Source organism: Pseudomonas sp. MONT-RG-20F-20-E-7-02, assembly GCF_022662395.1.
Classification (GTDB): domain Bacteria; phylum Pseudomonadota; class Gammaproteobacteria; order Pseudomonadales; family Pseudomonadaceae; genus Aquipseudomonas.
On the sequence record NZ_JAKNQN010000004.1, the window covers coordinates 245,469 to 268,380 of the forward strand.

Annotated in this window: 17 protein-coding genes; 7 read left to right on the forward strand and 10 right to left on the reverse strand. The window is 61.1% G+C overall.

Annotated features, from left to right (window positions below; all coding sequences use genetic code 11):
* The first annotated feature begins 183 nt into the window (after positions 1–183).
* Complete coding sequence (locus L8I05_RS14075) at positions 184–378, forward strand: hypothetical protein (protein WP_242169640.1); 195 nt, start codon at positions 184–186, stop codon at positions 376–378.
* Here the strand turns inward: L8I05_RS14075 and L8I05_RS14080 are convergent.
* Complete coding sequence (locus tag L8I05_RS14080) at positions 308–1,282, reverse strand: LysR family transcriptional regulator (protein WP_159961151.1); 975 nt, start codon at positions 1,280–1,282, stop codon at positions 308–310. The genes L8I05_RS14075 and L8I05_RS14080 overlap by 71 nt on opposite strands.
* Before the next feature lie 196 nt (positions 1,283–1,478).
* On the opposite strand from L8I05_RS14080, the gene L8I05_RS14085 reads away from it, so the two are divergent.
* Together L8I05_RS14085 and oadA are read left to right on the forward strand one after the other, a co-directional pair.
* On the forward strand, positions 1,479–2,894 hold the full coding sequence (locus L8I05_RS14085; protein WP_003213442.1) for an acetyl-CoA carboxylase biotin carboxylase subunit: 1,416 nt from the start codon (positions 1,479–1,481) through the stop codon (positions 2,892–2,894).
* Between the two features lie 11 nt (positions 2,895–2,905).
* Positions 2,906–4,714: a sodium-extruding oxaloacetate decarboxylase subunit alpha gene (gene oadA / locus L8I05_RS14090; protein ID WP_242169642.1), complete on the forward strand. Its 1,809-nt coding sequence runs from the start codon at positions 2,906–2,908 to the stop codon at positions 4,712–4,714.
* An 84-nt stretch (positions 4,715–4,798) separates the two neighbouring features.
* On the opposite strand, the gene L8I05_RS14095 is transcribed toward oadA, so the two are convergent.
* Together L8I05_RS14095 and L8I05_RS14100 are read right to left on the reverse strand one after the other, a co-directional pair.
* Entirely contained in the window at positions 4,799–6,091 is a 1,293-nt protein-coding gene (locus L8I05_RS14095) for an autotransporter outer membrane beta-barrel domain-containing protein (protein ID WP_242169643.1), read from the reverse strand.
* Between the two features lie 109 nt (positions 6,092–6,200).
* Positions 6,201–9,170: an autotransporter outer membrane beta-barrel domain-containing protein gene (locus L8I05_RS14100; protein ID WP_242169645.1), complete on the reverse strand. Its 2,970-nt coding sequence runs from the start codon at positions 9,168–9,170 to the stop codon at positions 6,201–6,203.
* 237 nt (positions 9,171–9,407) lie between these two features.
* On the opposite strand from L8I05_RS14100, the gene L8I05_RS14105 reads away from it, so the two are divergent.
* The 3 genes from L8I05_RS14105 to L8I05_RS14115 all read left to right on the forward strand — a co-directional run bounded on the left by L8I05_RS14105 (position 9,408) and on the right by L8I05_RS14115 (position 11,422).
* Positions 9,408–10,733, forward strand: a complete 1,326-nt coding sequence (locus L8I05_RS14105) for a HipA domain-containing protein (RefSeq protein WP_242169647.1) — start codon at positions 9,408–9,410, stop codon at positions 10,731–10,733.
* On the forward strand, positions 10,730–11,005 hold the full coding sequence (locus tag L8I05_RS14110; protein WP_242169649.1) for a helix-turn-helix transcriptional regulator: 276 nt from the start codon (positions 10,730–10,732) through the stop codon (positions 11,003–11,005). Before L8I05_RS14105 ends, L8I05_RS14110 begins: the two co-directional genes overlap by 4 nt.
* Positions 11,006–11,155: 150 nt before the next feature.
* Positions 11,156–11,422: a hypothetical protein gene (locus L8I05_RS14115; RefSeq protein ID WP_177016730.1), complete on the forward strand. Its 267-nt coding sequence runs from the start codon at positions 11,156–11,158 to the stop codon at positions 11,420–11,422.
* Positions 11,423–11,565: 143 nt separating this feature from the next.
* Here L8I05_RS14115 and L8I05_RS14120 read toward each other — a convergent pair whose 3' ends face one another.
* Genes L8I05_RS14120 through L8I05_RS14130 form a run of 3 tightly spaced genes read right to left on the reverse strand, consistent with a single transcriptional unit; the run spans position 11,566 to position 13,329 of the window.
* Positions 11,566–12,237 (reverse strand): GNAT family protein, encoded by a 672-nt coding sequence (locus L8I05_RS14120; protein ID WP_159961143.1) that lies wholly within the window; start codon positions 12,235–12,237, stop codon positions 11,566–11,568.
* Positions 12,238–12,247: 10 nt separating this feature from the next.
* The gene (locus L8I05_RS14125) at positions 12,248–12,694 is read right to left on the reverse strand and encodes a GNAT family N-acetyltransferase (RefSeq protein WP_242169651.1); all 447 of its coding nucleotides are present in this window, start codon (positions 12,692–12,694) and stop codon (positions 12,248–12,250) included.
* Complete coding sequence (locus L8I05_RS14130; protein ID WP_242169652.1) at positions 12,691–13,329, reverse strand: FMN-binding negative transcriptional regulator; 639 nt, start codon at positions 13,327–13,329, stop codon at positions 12,691–12,693. Before L8I05_RS14130 ends, L8I05_RS14125 begins: the two co-directional genes overlap by 4 nt.
* Before the next feature lie 87 nt (positions 13,330–13,416).
* Here L8I05_RS14130 and L8I05_RS14135 point away from each other — a divergent pair, with 87 nt between their 5' ends.
* A complete protein-coding gene (locus L8I05_RS14135; RefSeq protein ID WP_242169654.1) occupies positions 13,417–14,964 on the forward strand; it encodes a PLP-dependent aminotransferase family protein in 1,548 nt (515 codons plus the stop codon).
* A gap of 14 nt (positions 14,965–14,978) precedes the next feature.
* On the opposite strand, the gene L8I05_RS14140 is transcribed toward L8I05_RS14135, so the two are convergent.
* From L8I05_RS14140 to L8I05_RS14155, 4 genes are all read right to left on the reverse strand, one after another.
* Entirely contained in the window at positions 14,979–16,070 is a 1,092-nt protein-coding gene (locus L8I05_RS14140; RefSeq protein WP_159961135.1) for a polyamine ABC transporter substrate-binding protein, read from the reverse strand.
* Positions 16,067–17,101 carry a histone deacetylase family protein gene (locus L8I05_RS14145; RefSeq protein WP_242169656.1) on the reverse strand — a complete coding sequence of 345 codons (1,035 nt, stop codon included), beginning with the start codon at positions 17,099–17,101 and terminating at the stop codon, positions 16,067–16,069. The genes L8I05_RS14140 and L8I05_RS14145 overlap by 4 nt, the downstream gene beginning before the upstream one ends.
* Positions 17,102–17,233: 132 nt before the next feature.
* The gene (locus tag L8I05_RS14150) at positions 17,234–18,226 is read right to left on the reverse strand and encodes an AraC family transcriptional regulator (RefSeq protein ID WP_242169658.1); all 993 of its coding nucleotides are present in this window, start codon (positions 18,224–18,226) and stop codon (positions 17,234–17,236) included.
* A 62-nt stretch (positions 18,227–18,288) separates the two neighbouring features.
* Complete coding sequence (locus L8I05_RS14155) at positions 18,289–22,890, reverse strand: DUF6543 domain-containing protein (protein WP_242169660.1); 4,602 nt, start codon at positions 22,888–22,890, stop codon at positions 18,289–18,291.
* Between the last annotated feature and the right edge of the window lie 22 nt (positions 22,891–22,912).

Genomic DNA, 22,912 nt, shown 5'->3' on the forward strand with positions numbered 1-22,912 from the left:
CACGCTCCGCGTGGGAGTGTCTCTTGCGACGCTCTGCGTCGCGGGACGCAGAGCGTCCTAAGTTGCGTTCCCACGCAGAGCGTGGGAACGATCAATATTCATCGTCCTGTAACCCTCGCGCCGCCAAACCGTCATGTCCCGCGCCCATCCTGAACTCCCCGTACTCGCATTGGGAGACTCAACATGGCCCGGCAATACGAAGACAGCAGCAGCGTCAAAACCCGTCGTCAGCAAGAAGACCAGCGCCGCATGGCCTTCCGTCGCGCAATCGAAGATCGCTGTGAGGAGCGCCTATTGCTCCAGAGCATCACGGACTACCCGGAACTCCACTGGCAGGCACCCTTGGCTGCCCAGCGAAACGCTCAGCCAACGCGCTGATCTGCACCCGCTCACTGCGGATAAAGCCCAGGAAGGCATGGGCCACCGGTGACAGGCGCTTGGCCTTGGCCTGCACCAGGCACCAACTGCGGTACAGCGGCAGCTCGTCCACCGGCAGCTCCTTGAGCCCGCCGGTGGCCAGTTCCAGGTTGACCGCGTGGCGCGTCAGCAAGGCCACGCCCAACCCCGCGCTCACACACTCGCGCTGCGCCTCGGCCGAGGCCACTTCCACCGTCTGGGTGAAGTGCACGCGCTTCTCCTTGAAGTACTCCTCGCAGGCCAGCCGCGTGCCGGAACCCGGTTCGCGCAGCAGCAGCGTGTAAGGTTCCAGGTCCTGCAGGCGCAGCGGGCCTTGCAGGCTCAGGGGATGATCGAGCGGCGCCACGGCAACAATTGGGTTGTTCAGAAACGGCAGGAATTCCAGGCCCATGTCCTGCGGCACCATCGACATGATCACCAGGTCATCGCGGTTGTCCGAAAGCCTTCGAATCACCTGGGCGCGGTTGACCACTGTCAGGTGCAATTGCACTTCGGGGTGCTGGCGCTTGAACGCGGCGAACAGGTGCGGCACGAAGTACTTGGCGCTGGATTCGATGGCCAGCTTCAGTTGGCCCTGCAGCGAGCCCTGCATGTCCGACAGCTGCATATCGAGGTTTTCAAGACGCCCGAAAATGTCGCGGCTGGCGCGCTGCAAGGCTTCGGCCGCTTCGGTCATGTAGAGCTTTTTGCCGACGTAATCGAAAAGCGGCTGGCCGATCAGCTCTTCCAACTGACGAATTTGTAGGCTAACCGCTGGTTGCGTGAGGGACATTTCCTCAGCGGCGCGGCTGTAGGAACGCAAATCACAGACTTCATTGAAAATCTGCAACTGACGCAATGTCATACGCATCAATGACTTACGCATTATTTAAGGCCTTATTCCCGCCACCGTGACGCAAACTATAAGTCTTTACTTATACACAACCCAATAATTATTGATTTTTGTTAATCCTCCGGTGCGCATAGTGTGTGTCTCGCGACTGTCATGAAACATTTGGTCACGCGCCGACCCAGTTCCAATGGGTCGTAGAACGCAGTAATCGGCTCAAGGGAATTTCCAAGTGATAAAAAAGATCCTGATCGCCAACCGTGGTGAAATTGCCGTACGAATCGTGCGTGCCTGCGCCGAGATGGGCATTCGCTCGGTCGCGGTTTACTCGGACGCCGACCGCCACGCGTTGCACGTCAAACGTGCCGACGAAGCCCACAGCATTGGCGCCGAACCCCTGGCCGGCTACCTGAACCCGCGCAAGCTGGTGAACCTGGCCGTGGAAACCGGCTGTGATGCGCTGCACCCCGGTTACGGTTTCCTCTCGGAAAACGCCGAGCTGGCAGACATCTGCGCTGAACGTGGGATCAAATTCATCGGCCCCTCGGCAGAAGTCATTCGCCGCATGGGCGACAAGACCGAAGCGCGCCGCAGCATGATCAAGGCCGGTGTGCCGGTCACGCCGGGCACCGAAGGCAACGTTGCCGACATCGCCGAAGCCCTCACCGAAGGCGACCGCATTGGTTACCCGGTGATGCTCAAGGCCACCTCCGGTGGTGGCGGTCGCGGTATCCGCCGTTGCAACAGCCGTGAAGAACTCGAACAAGCCTTCCCCCGTGTGATTTCCGAGGCCACCAAGGCCTTCGGTTCGGCGGAAGTGTTCCTGGAAAAATGCATCGTCAATCCCAAGCACATCGAGGCGCAGATCCTTGGTGATAGCTTTGGCAACGTGGTGCACCTGTTCGAGCGCGACTGCTCGATCCAGCGGCGTAACCAGAAGCTCATCGAAATCGCACCAAGCCCGCAGCTGACGCCTGAACAGCGCGCCTACATCGGCGACCTGTCGGTGCGCGCGGCCAAGGCCGTCGGCTACGAGAACGCCGGCACCGTGGAGTTCCTGCTCGCCGAGGGCGAGGTGTACTTCATGGAAATGAACACCCGGGTGCAGGTGGAACACACCATCACCGAAGAAATCACCGGCATCGACATCGTGCGTGAGCAGATCCGCATCGCGTCGGGCCTGCCGCTGTCGGTGAAACAGGAAGACATTCAGCACCGTGGTTTCGCGTTGCAGTTCCGGATCAACGCCGAAGATCCGAAAAACAACTTCCTCCCAAGTTTCGGCAAGATCACCCGTTACTACGCGCCCGGCGGCCCCGGCGTGCGCACCGACACGGCGATCTACACCGGCTACACCATCCCGCCGTTCTACGACTCCATGTGCCTGAAGCTGGTGGTGTGGGCGTTGACCTGGGAAGAAGCCATGGACCGCGGCCTGCGTGCCCTGGACGACATGCGCCTGCAAGGCGTGAAGACCACTGCCGCCTATTACCAGGAAATCCTGCGCAACCCGGAATTCCGCAGCGGCCAGTTCAACACCAGTTTCGTGGAAAGCCACCCTGAGCTGACCAACTACTCGATCAAGCGCAAACCCGAAGAGCTGGCCCTGGCCATCGCCGCCGCCATCGCCGCCCACGCAGGCCTGTGAGGAATACAACAATGTCCAAGAAAATCTTTGTCACCGACACCATCCTGCGCGACGCCCACCAATCGTTGCTGGCGACCCGCATGCGCACCGACGACATGCTGCCGATCTGCGACAAGCTCGACAAAGTCGGCTACTGGTCCCTGGAAGTCTGGGGCGGCGCGACCTTCGACGCCTGCGTACGCTTCCTTAAAGAAGACCCGTGGGAGCGCCTGCGCAAACTGCGCGCCGCATTGCCTAACACGCGCCTGCAAATGCTGCTGCGCGGCCAGAACCTGCTGGGCTACCGCCACTACAGCGACGACGTGGTCAAAGCCTTCGTCGCCAAGGCTGCCGTGAATGGTATCGACGTGTTCCGCATCTTCGACGCGATGAACGACGTGCGTAACCTGCGCGTGGCCATCGAAGCGGTGAAAGCGGCCGGCAAACATGCCCAGGGCACCATCGCCTACACCACCAGCCCGGTGCACACCATCGAGGCATTCGTGGCCCAGGCCAAGCAAATGGAAGCCATGGGTTGCGACTCGGTCGCCATCAAAGACATGGCCGGCCTGCTGACGCCGTACGCCACGGGCGAACTGGTCAAGGCGCTCAAAGCCGAGCAAAGCCTGCCGATCTTTATTCACTCGCATGACACCGCCGGCTTGGCCGCCATGTGCCAACTCAAAGCCATCGAAAACGGTGCCGACCACATCGACACCGCGATCTCCAGCTTCGCCTGGGGCACCAGCCACCCAGGCACCGAGTCGATGGTCGCGGCCCTTAAAGGCAGCGAATTCGACACTGGCCTCAGCCTGGAATTGCTGCAGGAAATCGGCCTGTACTTCTACGCCGTGCGCAAGAAGTACCACCAGTTCGAAAGCGAATTCACCGCCGTCGACACCCGCGTACAAGTCAACCAGGTGCCGGGCGGGATGATTTCCAACCTGGCCAACCAGTTGAAAGAGCAGGGCGCACTCAACCGCATGGGCGAAGTGCTGGCAGAGATCCCGCGCGTGCGTGAAGACCTAGGCTTCCCGCCGCTGGTTACCCCGACTTCGCAGATCGTCGGCACCCAGGCTTTCTTCAATGTGCTGGCCGGCGAGCGCTACAAAACCATCACCAACGAAGTGAAGCTCTACCTGCAAGGCGGCTACGGCAAGGCACCGGGCACCGTGAACGAGAAACTGCGCCGCCAGGCCATCGGCAGCGAAGAGGTGATCGACCATCGTCCGGCCGACTTGCTCAAGCCGGAAATGACCAAGCTGCGCGGTGAAATCGGCGCGTTGGCCAAGTCCGAAGAAGACGTGCTGACTTACGCCATGTTCCCGGACATCGGCCGTAAGTTCCTCGAAGAACGTGACGCCGGCACCCTGGCGCCGGAAGTGCTGTTGCCAATCCCTGAAGCAGGCGGCGTGGCGCGTGCCGGTGGTGAAGGCGTGCCGACCGAGTTCGTCATCGACGTGCACGGCGAAAGCTACCGCGTCGACATCACCGGTGTCGGCGTCAAGGCCGAAGGCAAGCGTCACTTCTACCTGTCTATCGACGGCATGCCCGAAGAAGTGGTGTTCGAACCGCTCAACGAGTTTGTCAGCAGCGGCGGCAGCAAGCGCAAGCATGCGACCGAGCCGGGCCATGTCAGCACGGCGATGCCGGGCAATATCGTCGACGTGCTGGTCAAGGAAGGCGACGTGGTCAAGGCCGGCCAAGCCGTGCTGATTACCGAAGCGATGAAGATGGAAACCGAAGTGCAGGCGTCCATTGCCGGCAAGGTAACCGCTGTTCACGTGGCCAAGGGCGACCGGGTCAACCCTGGCGAAATCCTGATTGAAATCGAAGGCTGATACAGCCTTCGACACAACCGCTTAATCCTCGGGGGGGGCAGGTGCCCCCCTTTTTTTTCGCCTGCGTTTTTCCATTTGGCCGGGTTAAAAACTCATCCGCCACTGGCCCATCAAACCCTGGTTGCGGCTATGCGTGCCGACTTGGGCACTGTAGGTCAGGCCGACGGTATGCTCAGTAGACAAGGCGAGGTCCAGACCGCCTTGCACGTCGAGACTATTACGGTCCAGCGAGGTGCCGGTGATGGTGAAGCCTTCAATGTACCCCGGCGCCGCGCGATAGGATTGGCGGACTTGGCTGCCGACCTCACCGTAGAGGTGTTTCCAGCTCGTGCTCACATGGGGGGTGAGGCTCATTCGGTTGTCGAGCCGGTACACAGAGGCCAGGCGCAGGCCAACGGTGCTGCTCAGGTTTTGTTGGGTTTGTGAGCCGACGTTCAACGCGGCCACGCCACCTGTTTCCTTGAAACTGTCGCGGTGATAACGCTGAAAGCCGAGGCCGGCAAAGGGTTCTACCTGCACATCCTCGCTACCCAATTGATAACCCAGCTCGGAAAACACGGCTTGGCTTTGAGCGTTGTAACTGCCCTTGAGCTGCTCCCTGTACTCAAGCAGGTTGACGCTGCGCTTGTTCTGCCCGGCATGGCTGCTGTAAGTCGCCCCCATACGCAGGGCCAGCGGGCCGTCCTGGCGCACGGCGTAACCGCCCAGGTGCCAGCTGTCGAGTTCGGCTGAGAAGCGTTGGGCATCAAATTGGCTGGTGGATTTTGCGCCCATCACACCGATACGCCAGGCGTGATCCAGTGACCAGTCGGCGCCCAGCATCAGGCCTTTGGTGCCATATTTCAGCCCGTCGCTGCCGCCTTGCTTGTCGAGCTTGCCGTTGTCGCCCAGGCCCTGCACCCAGACGTGGCCATCGTTATCGGTCGGCAGTGTGCGCAGGGTTGAGAGCAGTTGCTGGCTGACTTTCCCGGCGGCGGCGGAGGTTGCACTCGCCAAGTTGGCATTTTGGCTGCCGGCCAATTGTTCGAGTGCTGCGCCTATCCCTCCGGGCCGGTCGGCCAGGTCTTCACCGAATTTTTCCAGCTCCGTGGTCTCGCTTGCGGTCAATGCACCGGTTTCCAGCAGGCGATTGAGCGCGGGTTCAAGCACGTGGGCGACCTGCCGCCCATTGTGCGTGGTGGCCTGCCGGATGAGGTAACCGTCAAGGCTGGGAGCGCGCTCTGGGGGGGGGTAAGACCAGTCATCGTTAAGTTCGGGAAGGGGGTCGAATACAAAGGGTGTGATAGGAATATCACCTCGCGCCTGCGCGCATTCAATGCTGAAGGCGCTGATCGCAAGGGCCATGACAAGCGCAAGTCTGTGATGTGTAAAGGGCATGTAATCCCAACCTCTGGTGAATGAGGCCGGGAATTTAGCGAGATGGCGGGGTGATAACTGTCAGGTCATCGACCCCTGGTTTGCGGGAGTTGTCTCTAGTACGGCGCGATTAAAAACTCATCTGCCATTGCCCTGTCAGCGCATGGTTGCGGCTGTTACTGCCCAGTTCACCTGTATAGCCCAGGCCCAGGCTGTGGCGGGCCGACAAGCCTACATCCAGCCCGGCTTCGAGTAGCAGGCTGTTGCGGTCCAGTGCGCTGCCTTCGACGTTGAAGGCCGTGCCGCCCGCCAGGAAAGCCTGGCGCGTGTTGCTGTCGACATCGCCGTAGGTGTGCTTCCAGCCTGCGCTGACCCGTGGCGTGAGGCTGATGCCGTTGTCCAGTTGGCTCAGGTGCGCCAGGCGCAAACCGAAGGTGCTGCTGAAGTTGTCTTGGGTCTGGCCGTCGACATGCAGCGCGGCGGCGCCACCTTTTTCGTTGTAGCTGTCACGCTGGTAGCGCTGGTAGCCCAGGTTGGCGAACGGCTCGGCACTCAAGCGGCCACTGCCCATGGCGTAGCCCAGTTCGGCGAAGGCTTGCTGGCTGTTGGCGTCATAGTCGCCTTTGGGGCGGTCGCTGAAACCGTTGAAGGCCACCGTGCGTTTGCTCTCGCCCTGGTGCCCGCTGTAGGCCGCACCCAGGCGCACGGCCAGTGGCCCGCTCTGGCGCATGGCGTACACGCCGGCGTGCCAGCTGTCGACGCTGCCGTCGACGCCGGTGGTGTCCAGGTCGGTCTTCGAGTAACCGCCCAGCACGCCCACGCGCCAGTCGCTGTCGAGTGCCCAATCGGCGCCCAGCACGCTGCCTTTGGTGCGTTGGGTCAGGCCATTGCTGCCGTGTTCGCCATCGAGCTTGCCGTAGCTGCCGATGCCTTGCAGCCACAGACGGCCACGGGCGTTTGGGTCGTTGAGGTTACGCGCTTGCGCCGGCACGCCGGTGGCGGCGAGTACCGGCGTGTCTTGTTGATCAAGCCCGACCAGCAAGCCCGCACCGCCACCGAGTTGATGCATCGCCGCGAGCATGCTGCTGCCCACCTGCGCACTGGCACCCAGCGTGGCGCCGGTGAGGTTGGCGGTGCTGCTGCCGGCCAGTTGCTCGATGGCCGCGCCCGCGCTGGCGTTGGTGGTGTTGAGCAAGGCGTTATACAGCGGGTTGTTTGTGCCCAGGCCCGCCAGGCTGTTGGCCGCACTGGCGCCGTTGCCGGTGCTGGCGAACTGGTTGAAGGCGATGTCATTGCGGGTGTACGTCAGGCCGACTTGGGTGGGGCTGTAATCCAGGGTTGGAGTCAGGAATGCATAGTCGCTGGTGACCTTGCCGAAGGTGCCGTTGATGCTGCCGGCTTGCAGCACGGTGTAATGGCTTTGCCACGGGTACGTGCCTTCGCCGGGGTTGATCGCCAGGGTGGCGCCATTCAGATTGGCGGTGCCGCCGACTTTAATCGGGGCGCTGCTGCCATCGGCGTTGACGCCATAGGCCAGGGTCGAGCCGCTGCCCATGGTCAGGTCGCGCGTGATGGTCGCAGTGCCCAAGGCCGTATTGGTCTGCAGGGTGCCGTTGACCACCAGGCTGCCCACCGATCCGCCACCGGCGTAGATACCGCCTGCATCGACGGTCAGGTTACCGGCGATACCGCCCTGGTTGATCAGCTTGGCGCCGCTGAAAATCTCGCCGCCATCGCTGAAATCACCGTTGCCGGTGAGGGTCCAGGTGCCTTGCTTCACGTCCAGCCATTCGAAGTTGCGGCTGTCACCGAAACTGCCGCCAGCGGCATCATCCATGCTCAGCCGGTCATAGCCGGCGCCGCCGTCCACCACGCCGACAAAGCGGCTGCCGCCCAGCAACACCAGCGTGTCATCGCCGCCGCCCAAGTCCAGGGCCAAGCCGTTGCTGCCGCTGATGGTGCCGCCGTTGATGACAGTGTCGGCGAAGTTGCCGACGAACTTCACCCCAAAGCCGTTCAGGCCCTGGATGGTGCCGTGGTTTTCCAGGGTGGTGGCCGCGAGGCCAGGGCCGTCACTGCCGTCGTCCACCAGGATCGCGTTGTTGGCACCGCTGACCAGCGCGCCGTGGGCGTTGTACACATAGCCGCCGCCCAAGGCGATGCCTTCACTGCCATTGGCAAAGCCATTCTTGTCGACACCACCGGCGCCGACGCCCTGGATGATCCCGTAGTTTTCGATATGCGCGATTTTGTCGATGTCCACGCCGTCGCCGTCGCCATCCGGCTGCAGCCCGGAGAAGGCGCCGGTGATGGTGCCGTGGTTGATCACGGTGCCGTCGCCGTCAGAGCCAAAGCCCGAACCATTGCGGCCGATCACCGTGCCGTAGTTGGTCAGCGTGGCGCCCAGGTCGGTGGTGATGCCATGGCGCCCGCCGGAAATCAGGCCGTAGTTGGTCACCGTCACGCCGGTGGCAGAGTCGATATCGACGCCGTCGAATTTGTCATCGCGCGAGAAGGTGTCGCCGGTCGAAATCTCGCCATAGTTGGTGATGCTGGCGTTGGCGCCGGTCTTCATGCCGTCGCTGGCGTCGCCGCGAATCAACCCACCGGCGCGGTTGATGATCGTGGTGGTGACGTTGCTGCTGCGGATTGCATCCAGGTCCAAGCCTTGGCCGGTGGCCGAGCGAATGGTGCCGCTGTTGTCGATCAACAAGCTGCCGCTGGCAAAGTTGCTGTTGATGCGCAGCGCGTCGTTGGCGCCCTGAATCACGCCGCCAGCGTGGTTGTAGATGCTGTAATTGCGCGCCCCGGTGATCGTCCCCGAGCTGTCGATACCGCGCCCGCCGCTGGAGATCAGCTTACCCGCGTTAGTAATCACCACACCCGCGCCGCTGGTGCCGTCCTTGAGCGTCACCGCCACGCCGGGCGTGGTAATGCTGCCCGGCGCCGAGGTGGTCAACGAATCACTGCCGGTCAGGGTTTGCCCGGTGGTGGTCGGTGTGTCGATCTGCACGGTTTTGGTGGGCGCAGGCGCCGCTTCAGCGAGACCGCTGGCCAATAATGTAATGGCGAGTGCGAGGCGTTGGGGCGACGGGGGCATGGCGGACGACCTTGTTATGAAAACGAGTCGACCTGTATAGCGGAGGGGGATTGCAGGAATGTGTCGGGAGTGTGACATGTACTGTGTCTGCATTTTATTGCGTAAACAGTTCCTGAGTTGTTCATTATATGCATTTTATTGCAGTTTTAATGGATGCGCGGTGACTGAATCTGCACTATATTGCAATCGGTTAATGCTTTTTAGCTGGATAGACGCATTAAATTGCAGGTAGAAGCCATGGTCAGCCTGACGCTGCAAATCTACACCCAAGGGAAGTGGCAGGACGCCATGCTCCTGACTTTTGATAAGCCGCAACTGGGATTCGAAAGCCGGTGCAGTTTTGGTTATGAACAGCGCTATCTGGTGGATCACCTAAATGAGTTGGCAACTCCCTTCGCCACTTCCGTGAGCAGCCGGTTTCCTCTGCAATGGGAGGGCGGCAGAACCCAGAATGCTCCCGCTTTTGTGCTCGACATCGCACCGGCCGGTGCCGCTAAACGTTTTTTGATGGCGCGTATTGGCCGGGAAAAACCGGATGACCTCGGTGCAGACCTTTTTCTACTGATGCGAAGTACGCCCGCCCCGATTGGCCATATGCGGATCAAAGAGTCGATTGAGGCCTTGGACAGTCGGCCCGCCATCGGGTTTGAGCGTTATGAAGTCATCCAGCGAGATAACCGTTTCCTCGAATATGCCTATGAACAAGGCGCGGCTATCGGCGGGGCCACGGGCGCCGGCGGGGAGGCGCCGAAGCTGTTGCTGACGGAAAACCAGGACGGGTTGTTGTTCCCGGATGCGGTGCTCGATGACGAGCAGGTCAAGCAGCATTGGTTTGTGAAGTTTGCGCGCAATAACGGCACGCAGATGGATCAGGACATTCTGCGAAGCGAATACCACTACTACAAAGCCTTGCACGCCTTGGGTATTGATACGGTGGCTGAGTCAGGGCTGTCCCTGGAGGAGGCGAGAAAGCCCAGTGTGTGGATGCAGCGTTTTGATCGATGCGTCACTGCGCAGGGGGTCGAGCGCTATGCCGTAGAGTCGATTTACTCGCTGGCAGGTGTCACTAAGCCCGGCAGTGCCATGGCGCATCGCGAGGTGGTGGAACTGCTGGTCGGCTTGTGGCGAGAGGCGGGTCAATCCAAAGAAGTGCCAGCATTGGTCGCTGAGTACCTGAAGCGCGATCTGTTGAACAAAATTCTCGGTAACTCAGACAACCATGGTCGTAACACCTCGATCATTCGCGAAGCGAACGCCTTGCGCCTTGCCCCCATTTACGATTTGGCGCCGATGGTGATGGACGACGAAGGCATCACGCGCACCACCAAATGGCCAAGGGAACTGGAACGGGCAGGCGAGGTGGACTGGCGGGGTGTGTGTGACTTGCTGGGTGACTTTGTCGACAGCCAGCAACTATTCGACGGCCTGAGAGCTGCAGCGCAACAGTTATCTGCATTGCCAGACATCCTCAGTGCCAGCGGTCTGCCTGCCGTGACGATGAACCATCCAGGCATTGCCTTGAAAAATCTGCCGCAGCGCCTGAAAGAGTGGGGGTTGAAATGAGCCTGACTGTTGAAGAACGAACCCTGCTGATTGAAAGCATTCAGGATGCCTTGGCCGATGGCACGCTGGAAATCGCCGAAGCAGTACGCCGCTTACGCACCGAAGTCACGGGCCTGCATCAAAGCCAGTTTGCCAAGATGTGCAAAATCTCTGTGCGCACCTTGGTGCATATTGAACATGGCGAGGGAAATCAAACGCTGAAATCGCTGAATGCAGTGTTCAGGCCGTTTGGGTTGAAAATGGGCGTGGTGAAGGTTCGCAGAAGTTTGTAGGAATAGGCAATTTCAGGGCGTTAGAGCACTTATTAGGTGCTTCCGGTTTTAGCTGCTGGTTTACATTGCGCTGGTTGCCGATGTGTCGGCGGCCGATCTTAGCCGGTCGAAAAAAATGAAACCTCTAACTTCAATCACGAGTGTTTCGTTATGCCTACCTACACCCCGCTAGACAGCAATATCAGCTGCAACCCCGTTTTCTTCATCAATGACGACGTCGAAGCCTGTGAGTTGTTCGAAACCGCCACTCAGCGCATTCAGGCTGCCCGCGATCTGCTCAATAGCGTCACCTGTTTAAGTACCGAATTGGCCGAAGGCGCTGACTTGCAACATGTCGCTTCGGCGGCGCATCTGTTGTTGCAGGATGGGTGCGATGCCTTGAAGGCGTTGGGCTGGAAGGTGGGTAAAGGCGGCTGAGTACACAGCTTGGAATCGCCGAAAATCTAATGTGGGAGCGGGCTTGCCCGCGATGGCGGTGTGTCAGCCAGCATCTGCAGTACTGACCGGCCGCCATCGCGGGCAAGCCCGGCTCCCACATTAATCCAGTGTGTTTTGCAAAGTCAGCCTCGGCACTCGGCCAGTGTTTTCAGCTGACCGGAACCACTCTGGTTCGACTCCGACAGCCACGCTTCAAACCCTGCCCCAACCGTAGGCCATTCCGAGTCCAGGATTGAGTACCACGCGGTATCGCGGTTCTGCCCCTTGACCACCATGTGCTGGCGGAACACGCCTTCAAAGCTGAAGCCCAAACGCTCCGCCGCGTACTTGGAGCGGGCGTTGCCGTTATTGCACTTCCATTCCAGGCGACGGTAGCCCTGCTCAAACGCGTACTTGGCCAGCAGGTACACGGCCTCGGTGCTTTTCGGTGAGCGCTGCATCGGTGCGCCGAAGGTGACGTGGCCGATTTCGATGCGGCCCTGGGCTGGGACGATGGACATCAGGCTGAGGATGCCCTGCACGTCGCCGCTTTGGCGGTCGATCACGCTGAAGAAATACGGGTCGCTGTGCTGGGCATGGTTGTTGAGCCAGGCATCAAACGCGGCGCGTTCGGCAAATGGGCCGTAGGGCAAATAGTCCCAGAGCTTCGGGTCGGCGCCGGGGCCTTCGAGGGCTTGCCACAGGCCGTCGCCATGGCGCGCCGGGTCGAGTTTTTCCAGGCGGATAAAGCGCCCTTCGAGCCGTTCAACGGTGGGCGCCGGAACGCCTTTCCAGTCGGCGAGTGAGATAGGCATGCTGCGCTCCTTAAAGACCTTTGCGAAATTGAATGAAACCAGGGCGTTCGGCGATACGTTCATAGAGTTGAATCGCGGTGGCGTTGGTCTCGTGGGTCAACCAATGCACCTTGCAGCAACCGTCGGCCTTGGCGGTGGTGTAGACGAATTCGATCAGCTTGCGGCCCACGCCGGTGCCGCGCTGGGCCGGGTCCACCAGCAGGTCCTGCAAGTAGCAGGAGTTTTCGATGCTCCAGTTAGAGCGGTGGTAGATGAAGTTGACCATGCCCACGGCTTTGCCGTCCTGCCAGGCCAGCGCCGAGTGGGTCGGCTCATTGGCGTCGATCAGGCGTTGCCAGGTGCTCTGGCTCACGGCATCCGGCAACTCGGTGTTGTAGAACGCCAAGTACGCCTGCCACAGCGGCAGCCAGGCGGCGTGGTCGGCTGCGGTGACGGGGCGGATGTCGATCGGGCTCATTCTGAAGCTCCTTGGGGAATAAAGCGCGCGAGGGTCTGGTCGCGCACATCGATGCTGGCGGCCAGGCCTTCGCGTACGCCGGCGATGTCGGCTTGGCTGCGGTTCTGGCTGAGTTTGCGTTTGCCGATCAGGCGATCAATGGGCAGGGCAAAGCCGACGATGGCCTTGAGCATGCCGTCAATGTAGTCGGCTGGGGCGTCGCTGACTTTCCACGGCTGGGCACGGTTGCCTTCGTGGCGGTCGGTGAGTGCCGTGACCACAGCAAGCAGGCGCTCGGCGTCGGTAAATACCTCGGCGTTGCCGTAGGCATGCACCGCGATGTAGTTCCAGGTCGGCACCACTTTGCCGTGCTCGGCTTTTGCCGGGTAAAACGCCGGGCTGACGTAGGCCTCGGCACCGGCAAAAATCACCATCGCGTCGCTGCCATTTTGCAGGTCGCGCCACTGCGGATTGGCTTTGGCCAGGTGCCCGTAAAGCGTGCCGTTCGGGCCTTCGTCGGGGTTGAGCAACAGTGGCAAGTGGCTGGCTTGCAGGCCTTGCTCACCAAAGGTCACCAACTGCGCCAGGCGAGTGTGCTGGATCAGTTGCTGCAGTTCGGGCAAATCGTCGAGGGCAAAGGCGCGGGGTGTGTACATGGAAATATTCCTTGGCGAATGCCTGCATCCTAGGCAGGCTAATGGTTCGTTGTAAGAGCCATCTGACACCAATTTCATAGGTCCAATATGCCGCCGATTTCGCCGCCGCTGTCATTTAACCCTGCTGGTATTGAGCTGGATCGCCGCCAGGGGCTGACACGCCAACTGTACGAGGCCCTGCGCCAGCGGGTACTGGATGGGCGACTGGTCAGCGGCACGCGATTGCCCGCCACCCGTGACTTGGCGGCGGCGTTGTCGATCTCGCGTAACAGTGTGGTGCGCGCCTACGATCAGCTGTATGCGGAGGGGTTTATCGAGAGTCGGGTCGGCGATGGCACTTATGTAGCCCAATTGCCCACACCAAAAAAACTATCCACAAAAGTATCCACAGGGTTTTCAACAGGCTTATCCCCAACCTTATCCACAAAATGGCAGAAACTGCCGGAAGATCTGGACAGTGAAGTTATCCACAGCGCGGGCGTGGAGCGGGTAAAAAACAACCACCTGTCTCTGCCGCCCTCAGGGCCGCCACGGGCGTTTCGTGTGGGTGTGCCGGCGTTCGATCTCTTTCCCTTTGAGGTGTGGGCCAAGCTGAATGGGGCATTCTGGCGTAAACCGGTCCTGGAACAGCTGTGTTACGGCGACCCGGCAGGCGATGCTCGCCTGCGCGGTTTGATTGCCGCTTACCTGCGCAGCTCGCGTGGCATGCAGTGCACGGCTGAACAAATAGTGATCACCAGTGGTGCGCAACAGGCAATCAGCCTTTGTGCACAGTTGCTGGTGGAGCCCGGCGACGCAGTGGCGGTGGAGAATCCCGGCTATCGCGCGGCGGGCCATGCGTTTGCCCTGGCCGGCGGGCGCTTGCAGGGCGTGCCGGTGGATGCCGAAGGCATTGATTGCCAGGTACTCAATACCCTGGGTGATTGCCGGGTAGCGTACGTCACGCCTTCTCACCAGTACCCGCTCGGTGTGGTGATGAGCCTGGCGCGGCGTCTGGAGTTACTGGCCTGGGCCGAGCGCACAGGCGGCTGGATCATCGAGGACGACTACGACGGCGAGTACCGCTACAGCGGCGCGCCCCTGTCGCCCTTGGCGGCGCTGGACCGCAGCGGGCGAGTGCTGTACGTCGGCACCTTCGGCAAGGTGGCGTTCCCGGCGCTGCGCCTGGGTTACCTGGTATTGCCGCCGGGCTTGGTGGACGCCTTTACCCGGCGCCGCGCCGTGGACATGCGCCACTCCGAAGTCAGCACCCAGGCGGTGATGGCCGAGTTTATGGCGGCCGGGCATTTCCAGCGCCACATCCGACGCATGCGCCGCGCCGCCTTGAGCCGACGTAACGCCCTGCTGGCGGGTTGGCCTGACGACTTGCCTGGCGTTGGCGCCCTGCCCAGCGTGGCGGCCGGGTTGCACCTGACCGTGCGCGTGGAAAACCTGGCCCGCGAGCAACAGTTGCTGGCGCAGGCGCACGCGGCCGGCGTCGAGGTGAACGGCTTGAGCAGCTATTGGCTGCCTGGCTGTGCAACCCCCGCCGACCAACGCGCCGGCCTGGTACTGGGCTTCGCCGCTGTGCCGGAAGCGGCCATCGCCCAGGCGCTGGCGCGGCTACGCCAGGCATGGGGCGCTGGCCATGCGTGAAGGCGCCTGCCGGGTTAAGTCCCCGACTTGATCTTGGTCCACGCTCGCGTCCGCGCCCGCTCGGCATCACGTCCCAGTGGCTTGAGGGTGTAGAGCGTGTTCATGGCGGCTTCGGTCGGGTACAGGTTAGGGTTATTGCGAATCGCCGGGTCGACCTGTTCGGTGGCGTCCTTGTTCGGGTTGGGGTAGCCGACAAAGTCACTGATCGGCGCAATCACCTGGGGTTGCAGCAGGTAGTTGATGAAGGTGTAGGCGTCCTGCGGGTTTTGCGCGCCTTTGGGAATGGCGAGCATGTCGAACCAGATCGGCGCGCCTTCTTTGGGCAGGCGCATGTCCACGGTCACACCGTTTTTTGCCTCTTTGGCGCGGTTGGCGGCCTGGGAGAAACTGCCGGAATAACCCACGGCCACGCAGATGTCACCGTTGGCGATATCGGCCATGTATTTGGACGAGTGGAAGTAGGTGATGTACGGGCGGATCTTCATCAGCAACGCTTCGGCTTTTTCATAATCCTTGGGGTTGCTGCTGTTGGGGTCCAGGCCCAGGTGTTGCAAGGCCAGCGGCAGGATCTCCGAGGGTGAATCCAGCAGGGCCACGCCGCATTGCTTGAGCTTGCTGATGTTCTCTTCCTTGAAGATCAGGTCCCAACTGTCCACCGGCGCGTTATCGCCCAGCGCCGCCTTGACCTTGGCCGGGTTGAAACCGATGAGAATGGTGCCGTACATGTAGGGCACGGCGAATTTATTGCCGGGGTCGTTGGCTTCGATCAGCTTCATCAGCTTGGGGTCGAGGTGGTTCCAGTTGGGCAACTGGCTGCGGTCCAGCGGTTGGAATACCCCGGCTTCGATCTGCTTGGCCAGGAACACATTGGACGGCACCACCACGTCATAGCCGGAGTTGCCGGTGAGCAGCTTGGCTTCCAGGGCCTCGTTGGTGTCGAAGATGTCGTACACCAATTTGATCTTCGGGTTCTGGGCCTTGAAGTCTTCAAGCGCCTTGGGCGTGATGTAGTCGAACCAGTTGTAGACCTTCAATGGTTTCTCTTCGGCATGAGCCGCGCCGCCGAGAACGGCTGCACAGAGGACGAGTGACTTGAGCATGTTCATTGGGCGGACTCCTCAAAACCTTCGAGCACGTTGACGGCGTTGATGCCGATTTCTTCCACGGCGTAGCCGCCTTCCATCACGAACAACGTGGGCTTGCCCAGGCGGGCGATGCGCGCACCCATCGCCAGGTAGTCGGGGCTGTCGAGTTTGAACTGTGAAATAGGGTCGTCCTTGAACGTGTCCACGCCCAACGACACCACAATGACCTCGGCGTCGTAGCGCTCGATCTCTCGGCAGGCTTGCTCCAGGGCTGCGCTCCAAGGCTCCCAGCCGGAGCCGGCCGGCAGTGGATAATTGAAGTTAAAACCTGTTCCTGCGCCTTCTCCCAGCTCATCGGCGTAGCCGAGGAAGAACGGGAACTCCGCCTCCGGGTGGCCATGGATCGAGGTGAACAGCACGTCGCTGCGCGCATAAAAAATCGACTGAGTGCCGTTGCCGTGGTGGTAATCCACATCGAGGATCGCGACCTTTTTATAGCCTTGGTCGAGAAACGCCTGGGCGGCAATCGCGGCGTTGTTGAGGTAGCAATAACCGCCCATCAAATCGCTGGCGGCGTGATGCCCCGGCGGGCGACACAGGGCAAAGGCGGCGTTGGCACCTTGCGCGATGGCCTGCTGTGCGGTGAGCGCCACTTGCGCCGCGCTATACGCTGCTTGCCAGGTGCCGGCGGTAATCGGTGCGCCGCCGTCAAAGCTGTAGTAACCCAACTGGCCGTGCAGGCTGGTGGGGATGACCCGGCGCAGGGTTCGGGCGGGCCAGGTGTAAGGCAGCAGGTCGCCATCCTGGTCGAATTCGGTCCAGCGCTCCCAGGCACCTTTGAAGAAGTCGAGGTAGTCGTGGCTGTGGATGCGTTGCAGCGGCGCCAGGCCAAAGTCCTGCGGCGCCTGCACCGGCCCCAGTTCGCGGTCCTTGACGCGTTGCAGCACATGGTCGGCGCGCGACGGCATTTCGAAGCAGGGCATCAGTTGTCCGTCCATCAATTCGCAACGGCCGTGATGCAGGTGGTGATCGTCCGAGTAGATCGTCAGCATTTGTTGTTCTCCGCAAGCTGTATCAGTGGATGCAGTCTTGCGGCGGGCCGTGTTTATGAGAACGGCAGGAGCGGCCAAAAGGGGATAAATATGGCCAAATTGTCTGTCCGAAATTCGCCCCTCAATGGGGCGTCACGGGCGAAATTGGCTCGGTGCCACGCCACTCCAGCGCACAAACGCGTGCCTGAAACTGGCGGTTTCGCTGAACCCCAGCGCCTCGGCTATCTGGTAAATCGGCCACTGCTCTTGTGTCAGCAGTTGCTTGGCACGCTCGAAGCGCAGCTCGTCCAGCAGTTCCTGATAGCTGCTGCCGAGGTCATGCAGGTGGCGGCGCAGGGTGCGCGCCGAGCAATTCATCTGCTCGGCCAAGCCGTCCAGGCCGGGCGCGGCATTGAGTTGGGTGGTGAGCAGTTGGCGAATCCGGCCCAGCCAGGCCTGGCGCCCGGTGAACTCCAGGTTCTGTTTGCGGCAGCGTTCGGCCATGGCTTGGTGCGTAATGGCGTCGGCCAGGGGCAACGGCTGGTCGAGCCAGCGCTTGTCGAAGGCGAAGGCATTGGCGGTGGCCTGAAACTGCAACGGGCAGGGGAAGCGTTCCGTGTAGCGCGCGAGGTAATCCGGTGCGTCATGTTCAAAGCGCGCCGCGAGCAGTGGCAGGGGCTGGCCGAGCAGGTCATCGCAGATCACTTTCAGCGATGCCAGGCACAGTTCGACGTTGAATACTTCCAGGCTCGCATTTTCCCGGTAGTCGCCCGCGGTGAACCAGATGCGCTCGCCGTCCGCCTCAAGGCTCAGTTCGAAGAGTGTTCCCAATAGCGCCGGATACCGCAGCGCCAGGCGCAAAGCGTCACCGAAGGTGGCACTGGTGAGCAGGGCGTAACCGAGCATGCCGTAGGCCGAGACGTGCATCTGGCGGCCCAGTTCCAGGCCGACATCCCGGCGCAGTGCCACCGCGTTGGCGCACACGCGCATTTCCTGATTGGTGGTGATGCGCGTGTCGGCGCGGTTCAGGTCTGCCGCACAGATACCGCTGCCGGCCAGCAGCGCCTCAAACGGCAAGCCCTCGGCCTTGAAGGTACTGAGCACCAGAGAGACCGCGTTGAGGGTGGTCAGGTGTGAATGCAGCATGGTCGCTCCAGCCTGGGTTTGTCAGGCTGGAGCAAGTTATGTGCCGCTGCCGGGCACGCCCGTCAATCGCGCTCTGGGCGGAAAAACAAGCGCTTGGCCTGCGTCAGGCTGATGGTACTGCGATAGAACGCCACCCGTTGCTGTGCAGTGAGCCCGCGCACACTGTCCGCTGCTTTGCCGCGCGCGTGCTCCTGCGGGGTTTTCAAGCGCGCGGACAGAAATCTATCGGCCGGTGCGTCTGCGGTTGAGTAATGGAAGTGGGCATACCAGAGCGTCGTTTGCGTGGCCACGTCGGTGAGGGTGTACTCGTCCAGATAGTCCTTGATCTCGCCTTTGAGACGGCGTCGCTTGACGGTTTTTTTGAAGGTGATGAGTTTGTGATTCTTGAGCCATTCAACACCGGAAATGATTGGTGGCTGTTGCTTGATCATCTTCTGCACCTGCAGGTTGGACTGCAGGTAAAGCGCTTGCGCGGCGTCGTCGAGTTGTTTGCCGAGCGCTACCGCAGAGGGTTGCCGGCTTTCCGTGGCGTTGTCTTGGGTCAGTGCTTCTTCGATGGCCCTATTGGCCTGCTCCAGCAGCTGGGCATGTTGGTGAAGCATGTACTCGATGCCGACGGGGGTACGCGAGGCTTTGTTGATTTGCTCCTCGGCGCGCGTCTGGAAGGCAGGCAGTTGGTCCAATAACGCTTGGCCGTTGAGCATGCTGCTGGCGACGCTGGGAGCAACCGGTGAGGGCGGCGTACTGGCAGGCTTTATGTGTTCGGCCCAGACACCTGAGGATTTTTGATGAAAGGTGGCGATGATTTTGTGGGTCAGCGGTGACTTGATGTCGACAAACTCGGTTTCGAGGCCCACAGGGGTCAAGCGCGGCTCGCCAATCAGTACACCGTTGAAGCGCGTGTGGATGAACTTCCTCACCGGCCGTGGTGGAGACGGCGGCGGTGTGGGCCGGATGCGGCGGCGTTCTTGCTCATTGTGCAACGGCGCCAGTTCAGCGCTGGCCCGATCGGCGAACTTACGGAGCAATGCACGCAGGCGCTCAATGGGTGGGGTGAGCGAGTGTTCGGTGTAGTCCTGAGGGAAATCCTGCAGGCGTTCATCAATGAACTGAAACTGCTCGACCAGGCTGCTCAAGGTTTCAATGCATTCATCCAAGCGTGATTCGCTGCGCTCCTGAAGGGTGTCGCGCAGGGTCTGCACGGCAATGTCTGCACGGTCGACAATCTCGCTGATCAGGGTCCAGGCGCCAGGCTCGCTCGCGAAGGATTGCGGCGCCAGGCATAGATGTCGCGCCAGCGTCACTTGCAAGGCCCGCAGGTCGTCGCTGGTATAGCCGGGCAGCCGAGGCTGGTTGAGCTGGATCATGCGCAAGCCCTCCCGGGCAAGGTCGCGTAACTCGGTGAAGCGCGATTGTGCGTAATCCAGGCGCATGATCATGGCGTTGCTCATGTCAGTCACTGACTGCGCGTCTGTGGCACGGGTCGCCGGGGTTGAGGTCGCGGGAGATTCGAGCTGTTCGAGCACTGTTTTGAGTGCGGGGTTGAACGTGGTTTGCAGCTCCCTGATACCGGCCTCATTGAGTTCCAGTTGCGCCTTCAAATAGCTCAGCGCTTTTTGCTGAAAGTCCGTGACGGGGGTGAAGACGTTTAAGGCAATCAGCTGTTGTCGAGCCTCTTCGTAGTCCGAGCTATGGCTGTCGAGTTTGTTCATGTAAGCCTGGCGTTTGAACTTGGCCTGGGTCGAAGTGCCGGGCGTTGCGGTCATGGCCTGGTGGGCCTGTCGCAGGTCGCTTTGTACATTTTTCTTGGCGTTTTCGAAGGCCGCCAATTTCTCGCGCAGTTCGGATGACTTCAGCGTCGCCTGCTCCAGGGCGCTTTTCTGTTTGCCCTTGCGGCCGCCGCCGTGCAGGCGCAGCCGGGTGTCGATAAACCAGTTGCCCCTGGCGTTGTGAAGCAGGGGCGGGCCCTTACGGTCGGGTTGTTTGGCGTCGACAATGACGAACGTCTCGTCGCCTTCCAGCGTCACTTCAAACCAGCGTGCGCCCACTTGGGCGTAGTAATTCTGCTCGCGCTTGTACAGGTGTTGGTAGACGCCTTCCTCGGTGATGACCGCGGGAAGGTCAGTGGGCTTTTCGATGGCGAAACTGTCCAGCAGGGTCGCCAGGCTGCCGGAGGTGCGCGTGATCGCGCCGCTGGTGTTCAGTGGCAAGTCGTGCCCGGTGGGCGCGTAGTCTGTGGTGCGCGTCGGCAATTGCTCTACGGTCACCGCCGTTTTCGCGGGAAGGCGTGGGGTTTCAGGCTCGACCTTTGAAGGGGATGTGTCGGGGTGAGCGCGCGTGGCGACATGCAGGGTGATAGCCATGCCCAGGTTGAGCAGCACATCGGTGAGCGCCGACCATTGCGCCTGTTGCTCGCCGTGCTCATGTGCCTCGACCCATGTTTGTACTTGATCGACGATCTGCCAGATCCAGGCCCCGTTGCCGGCGATACGGCCCATAAAGGGCAGGGCGGCATTGAAGATCAGCCAGCCGGCTTGCTTGAGCGTGGCCCAGCGGTTTTCGGCGTTGGAGACCGATTGGCGGTCTGCCAGCTCGACCAGCGCCTTGGCGTTGGCTTCAAACAACGTGGAAAACAGGTTGCCGTTGAGCGCTTGCTGGCCAAGGCTCATGGGGCCGCTGTAGGTCCAGAGTTTGTCAGGTTCCACCAGAAAGTCGGCCACGGTCCAGGGTGAGGGCAGGTCACTGGGAAAAACGTAGTTGGTGTAGTCGCCGCGCACCGAGTCGGGCAGCCAGGCGACCACCGAATCACGCAATGCGTGGGACTGCGCGATGGCATATAACAGGTTCGCCTGTGACGGGTACTGAAGCAGCACCGGGTCGAACAGCGGGCGATACAACAGGCAAGGGCCGGCTTCGGCATTTTGCGGGCCGATGACGTACATATTGCTCACCACGTCCTGGCCGTTGGACTGCCGGCGCTTGGGCACGAAAGCCAGATGCCTCATGACAATGGCTTGGCCGTCGACAAAACGGTCACTGATTTCGGCTTGCATCACGGCCGCCACATAGCGGTAGCCGCGTTCGTCGATCCCGGCCTCTTTGCGCATCTTGCACTGCAACGCCAGCAACGGCAGCTGGATACGCAGGTGTTGGGTGTACAAGGTTCTGCGCCGCAACGACTCGTCCCGGTCGTCGATCAACTTGCTGCGAATGAGCGCCGGGTAAGTGGTGCCGATATCGACATGCGTGATGAGCGTTTTCACGTAGTCGACGGTCAGCCACGCGGGCAGGGCCTTGCGCGCCTGCAACTGCAGGGTCTGGTTGCCGACAGGCAGCGCGATCAGGTTTTGCAGGGCCAGGTCGGCCAGGCTGAAGGTGCTGCTTTCGACCTGCCCCGGCAACGGGAACGTGCCCCAGACAACCTGTTTTTTTACCTCGATGGTCAGGGTGTCCAACGCCAGCTCTGCGGCGTCGGGATGGTCCTTGATGATCTGCGTCTTGAGCCTGTCCTGGGCGTACTGCCGGATCGAGGGGATATCGTCCTGGTAGGTTTTGCCCGCGTTGCGGCTGTTCAATGCGGCCAGGTCCTTGAGGTGCCGTGCATAAAACGCCCGGTCCGCGGTAGACGCTTGGTCGAGCCAGTCCGGCAATGCTTGCTGATACCACACAAGATCAGGACCCTTGGGGGTCACCAGTCCGGCCTGCTCCGCCAATGTGCTCAAGGGCGTATCGCTCGGCGCGGTGGGCATGCCAGGGGTGAGGCGGGTGAGGGCGTCGATTTGCAGCGTGACCAGGGTACAGGCCAGGTTCTGGAAAAAATTCCCGGCCGGTTCATATAGGCGCCATTGCAAGCGTTCATAGGGCGGTGGTCGGTACAACAAGGTCGTCAGGTACTCACCCAACTGTTCCTGGGTGGTGAACTTTTTATAGCCTGTGAGCGAGTGGCTGAGGATGACGGTTTTGCCTTTGGACTGCCCGAGCAGCACGGCGATAAATATCTGGGGGGTGTGGCTGACCTTGCCGTTGCTGACCAGGTCGACGTCGATCAGGCACGCCTGGCGCTGGAGTGTGTCGCCGCTCTGGCGATCTGCCGGGTCGGGCGAGTGATACAGGCTGCGGGCCAACTTACAGTCGTCCTCGGTCCAGCCGTCCACCTCTTGCACGTTCCAGGCGTTGCGCAGGGTATTGGCCAGTTCGTGCCATTGCGGGCCGTCACCTTTGCTGCTGTTCCAGAAATCCACCACCTGTTCCTTGAATGCCTGTAACAGCACTGGCGCCAGGATATTGATGGTGTTGGCGATTTGCACAATACGCACCGGCAGGTGAACCGCAGGCTCAGCCAAGGGGAGCTGGGTGAGAAAGTGTTCACCCTCTATGCACAAGGTCGGCACGTTCAGGATGGCCTGCCTGGCCAAGAGGGTGCTGAGGGTCCAATAGCGTGCGGGGTTGGATGTGATCGTGTCGCCGACGAGCTCCCAGGTCGGCCTGCCCATCATTGTGGTATGAGGGTCGATATGCAGGTCTGGATACTGTTCGTCTAACGCTTCGCGCAGCAGTTCGCAAGCCGCTTCGCTTATCGACGGGCCGACGCACAGTTGGGTGATCAGTTTAAGCGTGAGCGCTTCGGATGTTGCATCCTGCGGGGTAGAGCTTTGAGTGGTCATGGTGCATCCCTGTCTTGCCGAT